Annotated in this window: 17 protein-coding genes; 10 read left to right on the forward strand and 7 right to left on the reverse strand. The window is 64.2% G+C overall.

The window, feature by feature from the left end:
* The first annotated feature begins 65 nt into the window (after positions 1-65).
* Genes ACZXDY_RS08815 through ACZXDY_RS08835 form a run of 5 tightly spaced genes read left to right on the forward strand, consistent with a single transcriptional unit; the run spans position 66 to position 3,616 of the window.
* Positions 66-680, forward strand: a complete 615-nt coding sequence (locus tag ACZXDY_RS08815; protein ID WP_464345209.1) for a DUF1285 domain-containing protein — start codon at positions 66-68, stop codon at positions 678-680.
* 8 nt (positions 681-688) lie between these two features.
* Positions 689-1,348 carry a CoA pyrophosphatase gene (locus tag ACZXDY_RS08820; protein ID WP_409334758.1) on the forward strand — a complete coding sequence of 220 codons (660 nt, stop codon included), beginning with the start codon at positions 689-691 and terminating at the stop codon, positions 1,346-1,348.
* Positions 1,345-1,608, forward strand: coding sequence for a DUF6111 family protein (locus tag ACZXDY_RS08825; protein ID WP_456646215.1), 264 nt, complete (start codon positions 1,345-1,347; stop codon positions 1,606-1,608). The genes ACZXDY_RS08820 and ACZXDY_RS08825 overlap by 4 nt, the downstream gene beginning before the upstream one ends.
* Positions 1,605-2,861 carry a CCA tRNA nucleotidyltransferase gene (locus ACZXDY_RS08830; RefSeq protein ID WP_464345210.1) on the forward strand — a complete coding sequence of 419 codons (1,257 nt, stop codon included), beginning with the start codon at positions 1,605-1,607 and terminating at the stop codon, positions 2,859-2,861. Before ACZXDY_RS08825 ends, ACZXDY_RS08830 begins: the two co-directional genes overlap by 4 nt.
* A complete protein-coding gene (locus ACZXDY_RS08835; RefSeq protein ID WP_464345211.1) occupies positions 2,858-3,616 on the forward strand; it encodes a TSUP family transporter in 759 nt (252 codons plus the stop codon). Before ACZXDY_RS08830 ends, ACZXDY_RS08835 begins: the two co-directional genes overlap by 4 nt.
* 151 nt (positions 3,617-3,767) lie before the next feature.
* On the opposite strand, the gene ACZXDY_RS08840 is transcribed toward ACZXDY_RS08835, so the two are convergent.
* The 6 genes from ACZXDY_RS08840 to ACZXDY_RS08865 all read right to left on the reverse strand — a co-directional run bounded on the left by ACZXDY_RS08840 (position 3,768) and on the right by ACZXDY_RS08865 (position 7,271).
* On the reverse strand, positions 3,768-4,025 hold the full coding sequence (locus tag ACZXDY_RS08840; RefSeq protein ID WP_464345212.1) for a YodC family protein: 258 nt from the start codon (positions 4,023-4,025) through the stop codon (positions 3,768-3,770).
* A 129-nt stretch (positions 4,026-4,154) separates the two neighbouring features.
* Entirely contained in the window at positions 4,155-4,892 is a 738-nt protein-coding gene (locus ACZXDY_RS08845; RefSeq protein WP_464345213.1) for an HAD family hydrolase, read from the reverse strand.
* Between the two features lie 7 nt (positions 4,893-4,899).
* Positions 4,900-5,787, reverse strand: coding sequence for an oxygen-dependent coproporphyrinogen oxidase (gene hemF, locus ACZXDY_RS08850; RefSeq protein WP_028167458.1), 888 nt, complete (start codon positions 5,785-5,787; stop codon positions 4,900-4,902).
* 2 nt (positions 5,788-5,789) lie between these two features.
* Complete coding sequence (locus ACZXDY_RS08855) at positions 5,790-6,155, reverse strand: 6-pyruvoyl trahydropterin synthase family protein (RefSeq protein WP_028167457.1); 366 nt, start codon at positions 6,153-6,155, stop codon at positions 5,790-5,792.
* A gap of 16 nt (positions 6,156-6,171) precedes the next feature.
* A complete protein-coding gene (queE, locus tag ACZXDY_RS08860; RefSeq protein WP_208821703.1) occupies positions 6,172-6,804 on the reverse strand; it encodes a 7-carboxy-7-deazaguanine synthase in 633 nt (210 codons plus the stop codon).
* Positions 6,801-7,271: a tRNA (cytidine(34)-2'-O)-methyltransferase gene (locus ACZXDY_RS08865; RefSeq protein ID WP_464345214.1), complete on the reverse strand. Its 471-nt coding sequence runs from the start codon at positions 7,269-7,271 to the stop codon at positions 6,801-6,803. Before ACZXDY_RS08865 ends, queE begins: the two co-directional genes overlap by 4 nt.
* A 276-nt stretch (positions 7,272-7,547) precedes the next feature.
* Between ACZXDY_RS08865 and petA the strand changes: the two genes are divergently transcribed.
* The 4 genes from petA (at position 7,548) to ACZXDY_RS08885 (ending at position 12,001) form a co-directional block, all read left to right on the forward strand.
* A complete protein-coding gene (gene petA / locus ACZXDY_RS08870; protein ID WP_028167454.1) occupies positions 7,548-8,078 on the forward strand; it encodes a ubiquinol-cytochrome c reductase iron-sulfur subunit in 531 nt (176 codons plus the stop codon).
* A gap of 61 nt (positions 8,079-8,139) precedes the next feature.
* Positions 8,140-10,212, forward strand: coding sequence for a cytochrome c1 (locus ACZXDY_RS08875; protein WP_464345215.1), 2,073 nt, complete (start codon positions 8,140-8,142; stop codon positions 10,210-10,212).
* Positions 10,213-10,337: 125 nt separating this feature from the next.
* Positions 10,338-11,012 carry a dienelactone hydrolase family protein gene (locus ACZXDY_RS08880; protein ID WP_464345278.1) on the forward strand — a complete coding sequence of 225 codons (675 nt, stop codon included), beginning with the start codon at positions 10,338-10,340 and terminating at the stop codon, positions 11,010-11,012.
* A gap of 89 nt (positions 11,013-11,101) precedes the next feature.
* A complete protein-coding gene (locus ACZXDY_RS08885; protein ID WP_464345216.1) occupies positions 11,102-12,001 on the forward strand; it encodes an NAD-dependent epimerase/dehydratase family protein in 900 nt (299 codons plus the stop codon).
* Positions 12,002-12,022: 21 nt separating this feature from the next.
* On the opposite strand, the gene ACZXDY_RS08890 is transcribed toward ACZXDY_RS08885, so the two are convergent.
* Complete coding sequence (locus ACZXDY_RS08890) at positions 12,023-13,027, reverse strand: VOC family protein (RefSeq protein WP_464345217.1); 1,005 nt, start codon at positions 13,025-13,027, stop codon at positions 12,023-12,025.
* Between the two features lie 325 nt (positions 13,028-13,352).
* Here ACZXDY_RS08890 and ACZXDY_RS08895 point away from each other — a divergent pair, with 325 nt between their 5' ends.
* Entirely contained in the window at positions 13,353-15,518 is a 2,166-nt protein-coding gene (locus ACZXDY_RS08895; RefSeq protein WP_464345218.1) for an anthranilate synthase component I, read from the forward strand.
* Positions 15,519-15,626 lie beyond the last annotated feature (108 nt).

Here is a 15,626-nt window from a genome sequence, read left to right on the forward strand (position 1 = left end):
AAAGATGTACGTAAGAAACGTGCACCAATCGTGCCAGATTGAAGCTCTCAACCTTAAGGCAAACCATGGCGAACGAAGGGCAAACAAGCCGTCAGGGCCTCGAAGGATTGACCGTCGCGGCCACCAATGCCGCAAAAACAAATCCGGCCGGCGGCAAGGGCCTTCCACCCGTGCATTTATGGAATCCGCCGTTCTGCGGCGATCTCGATATACGAATCGGCGCCGACGGCACATGGTACTATATGGGAACACCGATCGGCCGGCCGGCGCTGGTGCGGCTGTTCTCCACCATCCTGAAACGCGAAGACGGCAAGCATTTCCTGGTGACGCCGGTGGAGAAGGTCGGCATCCGCGTCGACGATGCGCCCTTCCTTGCGGTCGAGATGCAAAAGGATGGGGACGCGCGCGGGCGGCTGCTCAGGTTCCGCACCAATGTCGACGACTGGGTCGATTGCGACGCCGCGCACGGCCTTCGTTTCGAGCCGGGCAATGACGGCGGGCTCATGCCCTATCTGCATGTCCGCGCCGATCTCTGGGCCAAGGTCACCCGTCCGCTCTACTACGATCTGGTTGACATGGGGGAAGAGCGGATGGTCGATGGTCGTCCGATGTTCGGAATCGAGTCCGGCGGCGCATTCTTCGCGATGGCGGATGCGAAAGAGGTGAGGGACGCGCTTTGAACGAGCCGATGCTGAAGACGGAGCCGGCGGCGATCAGCTCGGCGGAGTTTTTCGCGCGCAGCCATGCGCGGCTGAATTTCGACGTCCCGCCCGGCCTGGTCGATCCGAACATCATTCCAAGGACCGGCGACTCCGGCAATGACCGCATGCTCGAGATCGTCGCGCACGAACAGCCGGTGCGGCCGGCCGCGGTGCTGATCCCGGTGGTCGACCGCGATGAGCCGACGGTGCTGCTGACGCAGCGCTCGGAGCATTTGAGCAGCCATGCCGGCCAGATCTCATTCCCCGGCGGCAAGATCGACGCGACGGATGCCTCTCCGCTCGATGCCGCGCTGCGCGAGGCCAATGAGGAAGTCGGGCTCACGCGCGACTTCATCGAGCCGCTCGGCTATCTCGATCTCTACGGCACGGCATTTGGTTTTCGTATCCTGCCGACGGTGGCGCGGGTGAAGCCCGGCTTCAGGCTCAAGATCAACGAGGGTGAAGTCGTCGACGCGTTCGAGGTCCCGCTTTCGTTCCTGATGAACCCGGCGAACCATCAGCGCCACAGCAAGGAATTCCGCGGCATCGAGCGCTCCTATTATGCGATGCCCTTTGCCGAACGTTACATCTGGGGCGCGACCGCCGGGATCCTGCGCGTATTGTACGAACGGATCTACCTGCCATGATCCGTCCGGTATTGACCGAGATCGGAATCTTCCTCATCCCTTTTGCAGTCTATGCCGTGTTCCTCATTGCAACGCGCTCCGGCGTCTTGGCGAAATCTTCCTGGCCTTTGCCTTTGATTGCGAAGCTGGTGCTGGGTGCGCTGCTGCTGGTCGTGGTCAGTTTCGTGCTGCTCGCCCATTTCTCCGGTGCGCCGCCGAATTCGACCTATGTCCCCGCTCATATCGAGAATGGCAGGCTCGTGCCCGGAGTTGAGAAATGACGCATGCACGCGCGCTGGAGCAGGCGCCTTGGCTGAGATCGGGACCCACGGCACGCGTGCTCGCGCTGCTCAACGCCGACGGTGAGGAAGCGCGTGTGGTCGGCGGCGCGGTGCGCAACGCGCTGCTGCACAGGCCGATCGGCGACATCGATCTCGCGACCACGGCAGTCCCTGAGGAGGTGATGCGCCGCGCCAAGGCCGCAGGAATCAAGAGCGTGCCGACCGGCATCGAGCATGGCACGGTGACGCTGGTCGTCGACAAGCATCCGTTCGAGGTCACGACCCTGCGCGAGGATACCGAAACCTATGGCCGCAAGGCCAAGGTCGCATTCGGCCGCGACTGGGCGCGCGATGCCGAGCGGCGCGACTTCACCATCAACGGCCTTTCGGTCGATGCGGCCGGCGTGGTGCACGACCATGTCGGCGGGCTCGATGATATCGCCGCTCGCCGCGTGCGCTTCATCGGCGATCCCGCTCAGCGCATCGCCGAGGACTACTTGCGCATCCTGCGCTTCTTTCGCATGCATGCGGCCTACGGCGCCGGCGATCCCGATCGCGCCGGCTATCTTGCCTGCATCGCCGGCCGTGCCGGCCTGGCGCAGCTTTCGGCGGAGCGCGTGCGCATGGAAGTGCTCAAGCTCGTGGTCGCCGACGGCGCGGTGACCGCGGTCACCGCGATGGCCGATGGCGGCCTGCTGCAGATGATCCTTGGCAGCGTCGGCTATACCGGGCCGTTCGCAGTCATGATCGCGGCCGAGCGCGAGCTCGGGCTCGAGGCGAGCGCGGTGCGCCGGCTCGGTGCGCTGGCGCTTGCCATCACCGAGGACGCAAGGCGCGTTGCCTCCAAGCTGCGGCTCACCAATGCCGAGGCGAAGGCGCTGGAAGCGATGGCGGATCGCTGGTGGCAGCTCGCCGGCATCGACGAGGCGGCGGCACGCCGCTGGCTCTACCGTCTCGGTGGGGCGGCCTATCTCGACCGGATGATGCTGGCCTGGGCGCGGATGAGCGATGGCCGCGACATTGCTCGTTGGCGCGAACTGGCGCGCCTGCCGCAGCGCTGGCAGGCGCCGAAATTTCCGCTGAAGGCGGCCGATTTCATTTCGCGCGGGATTGCCGAGGGGCCTGCGCTCGGCCATGTGCTGGCACAAGCCGAGCAGGCGTGGCTCGCCGCGGAGTTTCCTCTTGACCAGACGGCGCTCTCGGCAATCGCCGATGAGACCGTCGCCCGCTTCACCCACGACCACCGATTGTGAACATCCTCGCCAGCCTTTCCGATATCTCCGTGCTCCGACTTCTGCTGGTCGCCGGTGTCGCGTTGCTCGCTTCGGCCGTCGGAGGGCTCGCGGGCTATGGCACCGGCGCCCTGATGCCGTTGGTGCTGGTGCCGCTGGTCGGTGCCGAGCCGGTGGTGCCGATCATCGCGATCTCCTCGATCTTCACCAATCTGAGCCGCTTCGTCGCCTATGTCAGCTATGCCGACCGCCGCCGCGCGCTGATCGTGATCGCGGCTGCGATCCTGACGACCGCGCTCGGTGCCTACGGCTACACACGGCTCTCCGGTGCCGGTGCTTCGATCGTGATCGGCAGCATGCTGATCCTGAGCGTGCCGCTGCGGCGGCTGCTCAAGCGCCATGATGTCAGGATCGGCGACACTGGCCTTGCCGCGGGCGCGGTTGGTTACGGTGTCGTGGTCGGCGGCACGGCGGGCTCGGGTGTGATCCTGCTGTCGCTGCTGATGGCGGCCGGCCTCGACGGTGCCGCTGTCATCGCAACCGATGCGGTGATCTCGCTGGCGACCAGCATCGTGAAGATTTCGGTGTTCGGGCTTGCCGGCGTGGTTACTGCGCAGGTGCTCGCCTTTGCGATCCTGATCGGTGTGGTCGCGATCCCCGGCGCATTCCTGGCGAAAGCGTTCGTCGAGCGCATGCCCGTGCACGTCCACACCGCAATCCTGGATATCGCCGTGATCACGGGCGGTATCGTGATGATCTCATCGGCGCTGAGATAGTGCTGTAGCCCGGGTGAAGCGCAGCGTAACCCGGGAGCGCTCGTCAACATCGATTGAGCTGTCCCGGGTTGCGCTGCGCTCCACCCGGGCTACGAGATTTCTCGCCGACGCCGCCAGGTCTTGTGAACCGGGCCGCATCGCAGGAAGGGACTTACGCGACCTTGCCCTTGCGGTCGTCTTCGTCCTCGTCTTCTTCCTCGTCGTCGTCGTCGTCGTCTTCCTCGTCGTCGTCCTCTTCCTCGTCATCGGGATTGGCGGCTTCGAGGACGGCAACGGGAAGCGTTTCCCGAAACAGATCGCCGTCGATACCCATCCAAACACACTCGACAGAGTCCTCGTTCACTTCCGCCACCGTAATCGGGTGCCCGCCCGATTTCAGCATCACCACATCGCCTGGTTTCAGTTCCATGGTCCACCCATCCTTCGCGTTGATCGACGCGCCGGCACGTTACAGAGCTGTCATGACAGTCCGATCACGAAGGAACGTCCCCACAGGATTTTGACGGGGATTGATCTGCGCGGCGAAGCGCGGGCGCCGTTACCGGTCTGCGCCGGGAAGCAGTTCCGTCAGGGAGCGGATGATGCGATTCGGCCTGACGGTCGATCCCGTGGGAAGACCATCCCCGTGCACGTCGATCCAGATCGCGTAAATGCCGAGCCGTTGCGGTGCGACGACCTCCCATTCCAGATTGTCGCCGATCATCCAGGTGTCCGCTGCGCTGACGCCGAGCGCATCCATGGCGTGCAGATAAGCGCGCTCTTCCGGCTTGCCGAAGCCGTGCTCGCCTTCGATCTGGATGTGATCGAAGCGGTGCGTCAGTGCGAAGCGCTCGATCTTGGCGCGTTGCATCAGCGCAGCGCCGTTGGTGACAAGCGCGAGCTTGATGCCGAGCGACCGCAGCCCGTCTATGGCGTCGTGCGCGCCGGGAAAGACAAAGATGCTTTCCTCGCGAAACGTCGTGAAGCGGTCGGCGATCCGGACCGCGAGGTCGTCTGAAAGGGGCGGGTGGCCGCTTGCACGAAGCGTGGCGAAGCCGCCCCTGACCGTTTCGCGGCGCGCTTCCTCAAGTTTCAGGCGCCAGATCGGCTCCGCCGTGGACCAGAATTTCCGGGCGAAAGCGAGGATCGCGGCGGCAACGACCGACGGATCCAGCGGCGCCAACTCATCGGCGAATTCGGCCGCGATCGTGTTCCAGGCGATCTCGGGCCGGGCATAGGCCGACAGGATGGTGTCGTCCATGTCGATCAGCATGGCGCGAGGGAGTTTGGTCACCATGGCGATCTCACGGCCATTTCGCATGCGGCGGCATCGACGACAGGATCGAGTCGACATTGCCGCCGGTCTTCAGGCCGAAAATCGTGCCGCGGTCGTAGAGCAGATTGAACTCGACATAGCGGCCGCGCCGGACCAGTTGCTCCTCGCGATCGTCGGCGGTCCATGCCGTCGCAAAATTGCTCCGGACCAGTTCGGGATAGATCTTCAGGAACGCGCGACCGACATCCTGGGTGAAGGCGAGGTCGGCGTCCCAGTCGCCGCTATCGTGCCAATCGTAGAAGATGCCGCCGATGCCGCGCGCCTCCTTGCGGTGCGGCAGGTAGAAATAGTCGTCGCACCATTTCTTGTATTTTTCATACGGCGCGATCCGCGCATGCGCATCGCAGGCCGACTGCATCGCGGCATGGAAGGCGAGCGCATCCGGATCGTCCTGCGTGCGCCGCCGGTCCAGCACCGGCGTGAGGTCGGCGCCGCCGCCGAACCACGCCTTGGTGGTGACGACGAAGCGGGTGTTCATATGCACCGCCGGCACGTTCGGATTGTGCAGATGCGCGATCAGCGAGATGCCCGAGGCCCAGAAGCGCGGATCATCCGCCGCGCCCGGAATCTGGGCGCGGAATTCGGGAGCGAACTCGCCATGCACGGTCGAACAGTGCACGCCGACCTTCTCGAACAAGCGCCCACGCATCATCGCCATCACACCGCCGCCGCCGGGCTTGCCGGTGTGGTCGGTGCGTTCCCACGGCGTGCGCACGAAGCGCCCGGCTTCGCCTGGATAGAGCCAAGCAGGCGCGTCATCCTCCAGCCGCTCAAAGGCCGCGCAGATATCGTCGCGCAGTATTTCAAACCAGGTTTTCGCGCGCGCCTTGCGCTGTTCGATGGCGGATTTGTCCATGCTCAAGCTTCCGGTCCGAAATAGGTGCAGCTCTCGTTGCAACTGTCGCGGTGCACGCTGACGCGGGTGACCTTGCCCGCATGCTGCACCCGTTCGAAGATGAATCGCGACAGGTTTTCAAGGGTGGGCAGTCCAAGCGCCTCGATCTTGTTGAGGAACTTGTGGTCGAGCGTCTTCTGCACCTCGGCGATGCGGCGTTCGAGGAGGCCGAGGTCAAGCACCATCCCGGTCGCTGGGTCAGGTGTCCCGCGCACCGTCACTTCCGCACGAAACGAATGGCCATGGATCTCCTGGCTGCTCGCGCCAAGGGTCGTTCCGGTGAGCGCGTGCGCCGCCTCGAAGCGGAACGATTTCGTCAATTCCCACATCCTGAAAGTCCAACTCCTATCTGATGCCCAGCGTCTTGTGCGTCTGCACGCTCAGCCGCCATTGCGGGTGTTGCAAGCAATACTCGACCGCGCGCGCGGTGTTTTGAATCGCATCAGGCCCATCCATCGGCTGCAGCGAGAAGCGCTCGAAATCCAGATCGACGAAGCGCTCCGGCGCGGCATCCTGCTGCGGATAGACCAGCTTCAACTCATTCCCCTTCCGCACCACGAGTTCCGCGCCGGCCTTCGGGCTGACGCAGACCCAGTCCAGCCCGTCCGGCGGTGTGATCGTGCCATTGGTCTCGACGCCGATGGCAAAGCCGCGCGCATGCAGCGCATCGATCAACTCGGCGTCGACCTGCAGCAGCGGCTCGCCACCGGTCAGCACGACATAGCGGCCGACATTATCGCCCGTCCATTGCGCGGCGATGATGTCGGCAAGTGCTGCGGCACTCGCATAGCGGCCGCCGAGCGTGCCGTCGGTGCCGACAAAATCGGTGTCGCAGAATTGGCAGGTTGCGCTGGCGCGGTCCTGCTCGCGGCCGCTCCAGAGGTTGCAGCCGGCAAAGCGGCAGAACACCGACGCACGGCCGGCATGCGCGCCTTCGCCCTGCAGGGTCAGAAAAATCTCCTTGACCGCGTAGCTCACGGAATCTCCTTCAACGGCAGGCTGCGGGTCTGTCGCAAGGCCTCGCCGATCGCCATCGCCGCTGACATTGCGACATTGAGCGAGCGCATGGGCGGCTTGATCGGGATCACCAGCCGTGCATCGGCCGCTGCCGCCACCGCGTCGGTGACCCCAGCGGATTCGCGCCCGAAGATGAGTATATCGGAAGCGGCATAGCGAAAATCGAGGTAGGAACCGGCGACCTTGGTCGTGAACAGGATCAGCCGATAGCCAGCCTCGCGGCGCCATTCCTCGAATTTCGTCCAGGAATCATGGCGCATCAAACGGACGTGGTCGAGATAGTCCATTCCCGCCCGGCGGAAATGCCGGTCGGAGGTCGGGAAGCCTGCCGGCTCGATGATATGGGCCGCCACATCCAGGCAGGCGCACAGCCGCAGGATGGTGCCGGTGTTCTGTGGGATATCGGGCTGGAAGAGCGCGATCTGCATGGCCGTGGCGCTGGGTTAGGTACCGACGAAATGTCTCAAGAAAACAACGTTCGTCGCTCATTTAGTGCATTGCACGCCTGCGAGCCGATAGCGGGCTTGCGCTCGTCCGGCAAGGGTGCCAATAGAACGATTCTGGACTGCTATTCCGCCAGTAGGGAGGAGGGATAGTGGTTTTCTGCCGCCGCGGGGGGCCGCGGGCGCCGGCAGACCTCCCGGTTGCAATGGGCGCCACCGGGGCGGTTCCACCGGCTGCAGACAAGGAAAGGGCTTGGAATCGTGACGACAGCGTCTTCGGCGGACCATCCGACACGCCGTGATTTCCTTTATGTTGCAACGGGTGCTGCTGCTGCGGTGGGTGTAGCGGCGACGGTTTGGCCGCTCATCGACCAGATGAATCCGGACGCGGCGACCATCGCCGCCGGTGCGCCGATCGAGGTCGATCTGACGCCGATCGCCGAGGGGCAGGACATCAAGGTGTTCTGGCGCGGCAAGCCGATCTATATCAGCCACCGCACCAAGAAGCAGATCGACGAGGCGCGCAGCGTTCCGCTCTCGAGCCTGCCCGACCCGCAGACCGATGAGGCCCGCGTCAAGTCCGGCCATGACCAATGGCTGGTCGTGATCGGCATCTGCACCCATCTCGGCTGTATCCCGATCGCCCATGAGGGCAATTACGACGGATTTTTCTGCCCCTGCCATGGCTCGCAATACGACACCTCCGGTCGTATCCGCCAGGGGCCTGCGCCCGCCAATCTGGCGGTGCCGCCGTATCAGTTCGTTTCCGACACCAAAATCCAGATCGGCTAAGTCTCGGCCCAGCCCGAGGCTTCGACCGATCGCGTCGTCTTTACTTCTCAGGATCGCATCAATGAGCGGACCATCCGATTTTCAGCCGACCAATCCAGCTTTGAGGTGGATCGAGCGGCGACTGCCGATCTTCGGCCTCGTGCACTCCTCCTTCGTGGCCTATCCGACGCCGCGCAACCTGAACTACTGGTGGACCTTCGGCGCCATTCTCTCGATGATGCTGGCAGTGCAGATTCTGACCGGCGTGATCCTGGCGATGCACTATACGCCGCACGCCGATCTCGCCTTCCGCTCGGTCGAGCTGATCGTGCGTGACGTCAATTACGGCTGGCTGCTCCGCAACATGCACGCCTGCGGCGCGTCGATGTTCTTCTTCGCCGTCTACATCCACATGTTCCGCGGCCTTTACTACGGGTCGTACAAGGAGCCGCGCGAGGTGCTGTGGATCCTCGGCGTCATCATCTATCTCTTGATGATGGCGACCGGCTTCATGGGTTACGTGCTGCCGTGGGGCCAGATGAGCTTCTGGGGCGCCACCGTCATCACCAACCTGTTCTCCGCCGTGCCCTATTTCGGCGAGAGCATCGTGACGCTGTTGTGGGGCGGCTACGCCGTCGGCAACCCGACGCTGAATCGCTTCTTCTCGCTGCACTATCTGTTGCCCTTCGTGATCGCCGGCGTCGTCGTGCTGCACGTCTGGGCGCTGCATGTGGCGGGTCAGAACAACCCGGCCGGCGTCGAGGCCAAGACCGAGAAGGACACGGTCGCCTTCACGCCCTACGCGACGATCAAGGACCTGTTCGGCGTCTCCTGCTTCCTGATCTTCTATTCCTGGTTCATCTTCTACATGCCGAACTATCTCGGCGATGCCGAGAACTACGTTCCGGCGAATCCCGGCGTGACGCCGGCGCATATCGTGCCGGAATGGTATTACCTGCCTTTCTACGCCATCCTGCGTTCGATCCCGAACAAGCTTGCGGGCGTGATCGCGATGTTCTCGGCGATCATCATCCTCTGCTTCCTGCCCTGGCTCGACAGCGCCAAGACCAGGTCGTCGAAGTACCGTCCGCTGGCCAAGCAGTTCTTCTGGATGTTCGTCGTCGTCTGCATCCTGCTCGGCTATCTCGGCGCGCAGCCGCCGGAAGGCATCTATGTGATCGCCGGCCGCATCCTGACGGTCTGCTACTTCGCCTACTTCCTGATCGTGCTGCCGCTGCTCTCGCGGATCGAGACGCCGAGGCCGGTACCGAACTCGATCGCCGACGACGTGTTGGCGAAGACGGGCAGCAAGGCCGCGCCGATGGTCTCGACCGTGATCGCAATCATGGTTGCGGGCGGGCTCTTGGTCGGCGGTGCGCAAAGCGCCAAGGCCGAGGGGGGCGAGGTCGCACCGCCGGCGCAGAAATGGTCGTTCTCAGGCCCGTTTGGCACGTTTGACCGCGGCGCGGTGCAGCGCGGGTTGCAGGTGTACAAGGAGGTCTGCGCGACCTGCCACAGCCTCTCCTTCGTCGCGTTCCGCAACCTCGCCGATCCCGGCGGACCCGGCTATTCGACGGCCCAGGCCGCCGCGTTTGCCTCCGAGTACAAGATCAAGGACGGCCCGAACGACCAGGGCGAGATGTTCGAGCGCCCGGGCCGGCCGGCCGACTACTTCCCGTCGCCGTTCCCGAACGAGCAGGCGGCCCGTGCGGCCAACGGTGGCGCGGCTCCGCCGGATCTGTCGCTGATCACCAAGGCCCGTTCCTACAAGCGCGGCTTCCCCTGGTTCATCATCGACTTCTTCACCCAGTACCAGGAGCAGGGCCCGGATTACGTCTCCGCAATCCTTCAGGGTTTTGAGGAGAAACCGCCGGCCGGCGTGACCATTCCCGAGGGCTCCTACTACAACACGTATTTCCCGGGCCACGCCATCAAGATGCCGAAACCGCTGAGCGACGGTCAGGTCGCCTACACCGACGGTTCGCCGACCACGGTCGCGCAATATGCCCATGACGTCACGACCTTCCTGATGTGGACCGCGGAACCGCATATGGAAGCGCGCAAGCGGCTCGGGCTTCAGGTGTTCGTGTTCCTGATCCTGTTCTCGATCCTGATGTACTTCACCAAGAAGAAGGTCTGGGCCAACGCCCACTGATCGCGCTTTCGGCAACGTGATTTGAAAAAGCCCCCGCGGGGGCTTTTTTGCTGCCGCGATTGCGTCACGCGCGGTGAGCCGCCACAATGGCCGCCAATCTCCCCCTAAACATTCCGGAGGAATTCATGGGCACCACCATCACCTTCAAACGTCCGGACGGCAAGGATGCCAACGGTTACCTCGCGAACGCGGCGCGCGGCGATGCACCGGGCGTGGTCGTGATCCAGGAATGGTGGGGCCTGCAGGACCAGATCAAAGGTATGTGCGACCGCTTTGCGCGGGCCGGCTTCGACGCGCTGGCGCCTGATCTCTATAAGGGTACGGTGGTGCCGTATCACGACACCGATGCCGCGGGTCGCGAGATGAACTCGCTCGACTTCATGGACGCCACCACGCAGACCGTGCGCGGCGCCGCGCAATACGTGGCGCGGAACGGCGCCAAGGTCGGCCTCACCGGCTTCTGCCTCGGCGGCGCGGTGACCATCATCGGCGCCACCAAGATTCCGGAACTGACTGCCGGTGTCGTGTTCTACGGCATCCCGCCGGAGCAGGCGGCAAAGCCGGCCGACGTGAAGATCCCGCTGCAGGCGCATTTCGCCAACAAGGACGACTGGTGCACGCCGCAACTGGTCGACGCCTTCGAGAAGGCCATGAAGGCCGCCGGCAAGTCGCTCGAGCTGTTCCGCTATGACGCCGAGCACGCCTTCGTCAACGAGCAGCGCATGTCGGTGCATGACCGCCAGGCTGCCGAACTCGCTTGGGGAAGGGCAACGGAGTTCTTCAAGAAACATCTGGGCTGATCTTGCCCGTCCGCTTGTCGGAAAAGAGGGCGGAGCGATGAGGCGGCGAGGCCCTCACCGACCGCGAACTCCTCGGTGGAGAGACCGGGATGAAAGTCTTTTGCACGGGCGCATCGGGCTATATCGGCGGATCGGTTGCGGCTCATCTTGTCGCCGCCGGACATCATGTGACCGGGCTGGTTCGCTCCCCGGAAAAAGCCGATGCGGTTCGCATCCACGGCATCCAGCCGCTGTTCGGAACGCTGGATGACGAGGAATGTCTGGTGCAGGCGGCGCAAGCCGCTGACATCGTTATCAATGCGGCCAGCGCCGATCACAAAGGTGCCGTCGTTGCCTTGACCGGCGCTCTGGCTGGAACGGGCAAGCTGTTCATACACACCTCGGGATCGAGCATTGTCGGCACGCGTGCCAAGGGCCACCGATCCGACGAGATCTTCGACGAAGATACGCCGATCACCCCGTCGCCAGCCCGCGCAGCACGGGTTGCGCTTAACGAATACATTCTCTCTCACCGCGAGAAGGGAAGCCATCCGGTCATCATCTGTCCGAGCCTGATCTACGGTCTCGGTCATGGCGCCGAACCGCACAGCATGCAGGTTCCCCTGCTCATCGCACTTGCCAGAAAGCGTGGTTGTGCGGCACATGCCGGACCCGGCGAGAACGTGTGGTCGAACGTCCACATCGACGATCTGGTGACGCTCTACGCGCTCGCCATCGAGAAGGCCCCGGCCGGGGCTTTCTATTTCGCCGAGAACGGCGAGAACTCGATGCGCGAAATCTGCGAGGCCATCAATACCATGCTGGCGTTTGATCGGCCGCCGTCGGCGATGTCGATGGAAGAGGCTGCCTCCGAATGGGGGGAGGGCGTCGCCGAGGACACGATGGGCTCGAACAGCCGGGTGCGAGGCGTGCGTGCGCGGCGGCAGCTCGACTGGGAGCCGAGGGCCCGCGATCTGCTCGAAGAGATCGAACAGGGGTGTTATCGGTAACCGGAATCCGAGAGACGATTGTCAGACCGTTCCTTTGCGGATCCCGTCCCACCACGGGCAGGTGCCCGACATCAGCTTGTAGTTGCCCTGCATCACCTGCACCGGCGCGCGGCGGCCTTGGGCGGCGGCGTGCATCCGCATCTCGCGGGCGAGCTCGCGGTCCCTGGCCGGCAGCCAGACGCGCTCATGACCCCACAGGCTCGGACCGTCCTGCATCTCGTAAGGCTGCCACGTCGCCGGATCGATCTCGCGGCCGCCCCAGCCGCATTCGATCATGAAGGATGACGGCGTCCTCGCGTAGAACGAGGTCATGAAGTCGTTGGTGTGGCGGCCGAGCGAGGTGCCGATGCGGTCGGGCTGGCTCAGCGCGACGTCGTAAGCTCGCCCGACATCGTCGAGCGAGAACATCTCGACCATCAGATGATGCATGCCGCTCTTCCCGGTCTCGATCAGCGCCAGGCTATGATGTCGCGGGTTGACGTGGAAGAAGTAGGCGCGAAACGGTTTCAGGATGTAGTCGGAGAGCCCGAAGCCGAGCACGTCGACATAGAACGCCAGCATCGGATCGATGCGCTCGACCGTCAGCACGGCGTGCCCGAGTCCGAGCGGTCCGGTGCGGAAGCCCGAGATCGCGCGGCCCGGCTTGAACGGCGCGGCATCGACCTCGGCGCCATAAAACGCTTCCAGCCGGTTGCCTTCGGGATCGTGGAAGGAGATCAGGCCGCGCACATGCCTGGCATCGGCGAGCGCTTGCGGCTCGGCGGTCACCGCGACGCCGGCTTGCTCGAGCCGGGCGGCGAGCTCATCCAGTGCCGCCGCATCCGCCACCTCCCAGCCGAAGAAGCGCGATCCTTCCGGAGCGGCGCGATCGATCACGATGCGTTGTTTGCGATCGTCCATCCGGAAGGCGAGCAGGGAGTTGCCGCGCTCGACGGCCTGCAGGCCGACGAGCGTGGTGCCGAATTCCCGCCAGTCGTCGAGCTCGGCCGCGCCGAACCCGGCATATCCGAGACCCAATAGCCCCATATGTGCCTCCCTTGTTGTCCATCGGGGCGGTTGGCCTGCCCTTCTTGGGGATCAAACTTACGCGAATTCGCAGGCCTTCAAACCCCAAAGATGGGTTTTTGAGCAGGCCGCCGGCCGCGCCCATACCTTGACATCGCTCCCGCCGGGTGGTGTTTAGCGGGTTATGAGCACCGTTGCCCGCCCATCCTGTCTTTGGTGGCCCACCTCCTCATAGGTGGCCGGTGCGATTTCATTTAAAATATCGTCGAAGGTCGCCATCGCAGTGCGACGGTCCCTTCGGTTGTCCTGTGTGGCGCTCCCTCGTTAAGTCTCGTAAGAGGAACACATGAACAGGACAGTCTTCTCCCTGCCGGCGAAAAGCGAGTACCGCACCAGTGGCGGGCTTGCGGTCACCCGTGTGGTCGAACAGTTCAGCGGCAATGCCGGCCGGCTCGATGACCTCATTGATCTGCTCGACCGCCACCGCGGCGTCGTGCTGTCCTCGGGCACAACCGTGCCCGGGCGCTACGAGAGTTTCGATCTCGGCTTCTCCGACCCGCCGCTGGCGCTGGAGACGTCAGGCACGAACTTCTCGCTAGCAGCGCTGAACAAGCGTGGCGAGGTGCTGATCGCCTTCCTCGGCGACGTCCTGCGTGAGCCCTGCATCGTCATCACCGAAAAGAGCGCGGCGCGCCTCGCCGGCCGTATCATCCGCGGCGAAGCCCCAATCGAAGAAGACCAGCGCACCCGGCGCGCCAGCGTGATGTCGCTGGTGCGCGACCTCGTGGCGGCCTTCTCGTCCAATGCGGATCCGCTGCTCGGTCTGTTCGGCGCCTTCGCCTACGACCTCGTGTTCCAGATCGAGGACCTCGTGCAGAAACGGCCGCGCGAGGCCGACCAGCGCGACATCGTGCTGTACGTGCCCGATCGGCTGCTTGCCTATGACCGCGCCACCGGCCGCGGCGTGGTGCTGACTTACGATTTCGCCTGGAACGGCCAATCGACCGAGGGCCTGCCGCGCGAGACCGCCGAGAGCCGTTACGTCAAGACGGATCGGCAAGGTTTTGCGGATCACGCGCCCGGCGAGTATCAGGCGACGGTGGAGGTCGCGCGCGCGGCGTTCGCCCGCGGCGATCTGTTCGAGGCGGTGCCCGGCCAGCTCTTCGCCGAGCCCTGCGAGCGTTCCCCGGCGGAAGTGTTTCAACGGCTGTGCCGCATCAACCCGTCGCCCTATGGCGCGCTGATGAATCTGGGCGAGGGCGAATTCCTGGTGTCGGCTTCGCCGGAAATGTTCGTTCGCTCCGACGGCCGGCGCGTGGAGACCTGTCCGATCTCGGGCACCATCGCCCGCGGCAGCGACGCGATCGGCGATGCCGAGCAGATCCGCCAGCTCCTGAACTCGGAGAAGGACGAGTTCGAGCTCAACATGTGCACCGATGTCGACCGCAACGACAAGGCGCGCATATGCGTGCCCGGCACCATCAAGGTGCTGGCGCGCCGCCAGATCGAGACCTACTCAAAACTGTTCCATACGGTCGATCACGTCGAGGGCATGCTGCGTCCGGGCTTCGATGCGCTCGATGCCTTCCTCACCCATGCCTGGGCGGTGACCGTGACCGGCGCGCCGAAATTGTGGGCGATGCAGTTCGTGGAAGACCACGAGCGCTCGCCGCGGCGCTGGTATGCCGGCGCGATCGGCTGCGTGAATTTCGACGGCAGCATCAATACCGGGCTCACCATCCGCACCATCCGCATGAAGGATGGGCTGGCGGAGGTTCGCGTCGGCGCCACCTGTCTCTTCGATTCGGACCCGGCGGCTGAAGACCGCGAATGCCAGGTGAAGGCCGCAGCCCTGTTTCAGGCGTTGCGTGGCGATCCGCCGAAGCGGCTCTCCAGCATTGCCCCCGATGCCACCGGCTCCGGCAAGAAGGTGCTTCTGATCGACCACGACGACAGCTTCGTGCATATGCTGGCGGATTATTTCCGCCAGGTCGGCGCCGCCGTCACCGTGGTCCGGCACATCCATGCCCAGGAGATGCTGAAGCAGAAGAGCTGGGACCTGCTGGTGCTCTCGCCCGGTCCGGGGCGGCCGGAGGATTTCGGGATCGGAAAGACCATCGGCACCGCGATCGAGAAGAAGCTGCCGATCTTCGGCGTGTGCCTGGGCGTGCAGGCGATCGGCGAATATTTCGGCGGCCAGCTTGGCCAGCTCGGCCAGCCCGCCCACGGCCGTCCCTCGCGCATCCAGGTCCGGGGCGGCCGGTTAATGCAAAATTTGCCGAACGAGATCGTGATTGGCCGCTACCATTCGCTTTATGTCGAGCGCCAGAGCGTGCCTGATGTATTGTCGGTGACGGCGACCACGGAGGACGGCATCGCGATGGCGATCGAGCACAAGACCTTGCCGGTCGGCGGCGTGCAGTTCCACCCGGAATCGCTGATGTCGCTTGGCGGCGAGGTAGGCCTGCGCATCGTGGAAAACGCGTTCCGGCTGGATGCGGAGGCGAATTGAGGGGACCGGTCATTGCGAGCGAAGCGAAGTAATCCATATCTCCACCTGCGGAGACATGGATTGCTTCGTCGCTATCGCTCCTCGCAATGACGGTGGAGACACGAAAGC

Source organism: Bradyrhizobium sp. LeoB3, from assembly GCF_055456055.1.

Bases quoted from the DNA above. Each gene is read 5' to 3' on its own strand.
- ACZXDY_RS08895 (WP_464345218.1), top strand. From the start codon at position 13,353: ATGAACAGGACAGTCTTCTCCCTGCCGGCGAAAAGCGAGTACCGCACC.
- ACZXDY_RS08845 (WP_464345213.1), bottom strand. From the start codon at position 4,892: ATGGTGACCAAACTCCCTCGCGCCATGCTGATCGACATGGACGACACC.
- hemF (WP_028167458.1), bottom strand. From the start codon at position 5,787: ATGGACAAATCCGCCATCGAACAGCGCAAGGCGCGCGCGAAAACCTGG.
- ACZXDY_RS08880 (WP_464345278.1), top strand. From the start codon at position 10,338: ATGGGCACCACCATCACCTTCAAACGTCCGGACGGCAAGGATGCCAAC.
- ACZXDY_RS08865 (WP_464345214.1), bottom strand. From the start codon at position 7,271: ATGCAGATCGCGCTCTTCCAGCCCGATATCCCACAGAACACCGGCACC.
- ACZXDY_RS08825 (WP_456646215.1), top strand. From the start codon at position 1,345: ATGATCCGTCCGGTATTGACCGAGATCGGAATCTTCCTCATCCCTTTT.
- ACZXDY_RS08815 (WP_464345209.1), top strand. From the start codon at position 66: ATGGCGAACGAAGGGCAAACAAGCCGTCAGGGCCTCGAAGGATTGACC.
- ACZXDY_RS08830 (WP_464345210.1), top strand. From the start codon at position 1,605: ATGACGCATGCACGCGCGCTGGAGCAGGCGCCTTGGCTGAGATCGGGA.
- ACZXDY_RS08820 (WP_409334758.1), top strand. From the start codon at position 689: ATGCTGAAGACGGAGCCGGCGGCGATCAGCTCGGCGGAGTTTTTCGCG.
- ACZXDY_RS08855 (WP_028167457.1), bottom strand. From the start codon at position 6,155: ATGTGGGAATTGACGAAATCGTTCCGCTTCGAGGCGGCGCACGCGCTC.
- ACZXDY_RS08885 (WP_464345216.1), top strand. From the start codon at position 11,102: ATGAAAGTCTTTTGCACGGGCGCATCGGGCTATATCGGCGGATCGGTT.
- ACZXDY_RS08875 (WP_464345215.1), top strand. From the start codon at position 8,140: ATGAGCGGACCATCCGATTTTCAGCCGACCAATCCAGCTTTGAGGTGG.
- ACZXDY_RS08840 (WP_464345212.1), bottom strand. From the start codon at position 4,025: ATGGAACTGAAACCAGGCGATGTGGTGATGCTGAAATCGGGCGGGCAC.
- ACZXDY_RS08890 (WP_464345217.1), bottom strand. From the start codon at position 13,027: ATGGGGCTATTGGGTCTCGGATATGCCGGGTTCGGCGCGGCCGAGCTC.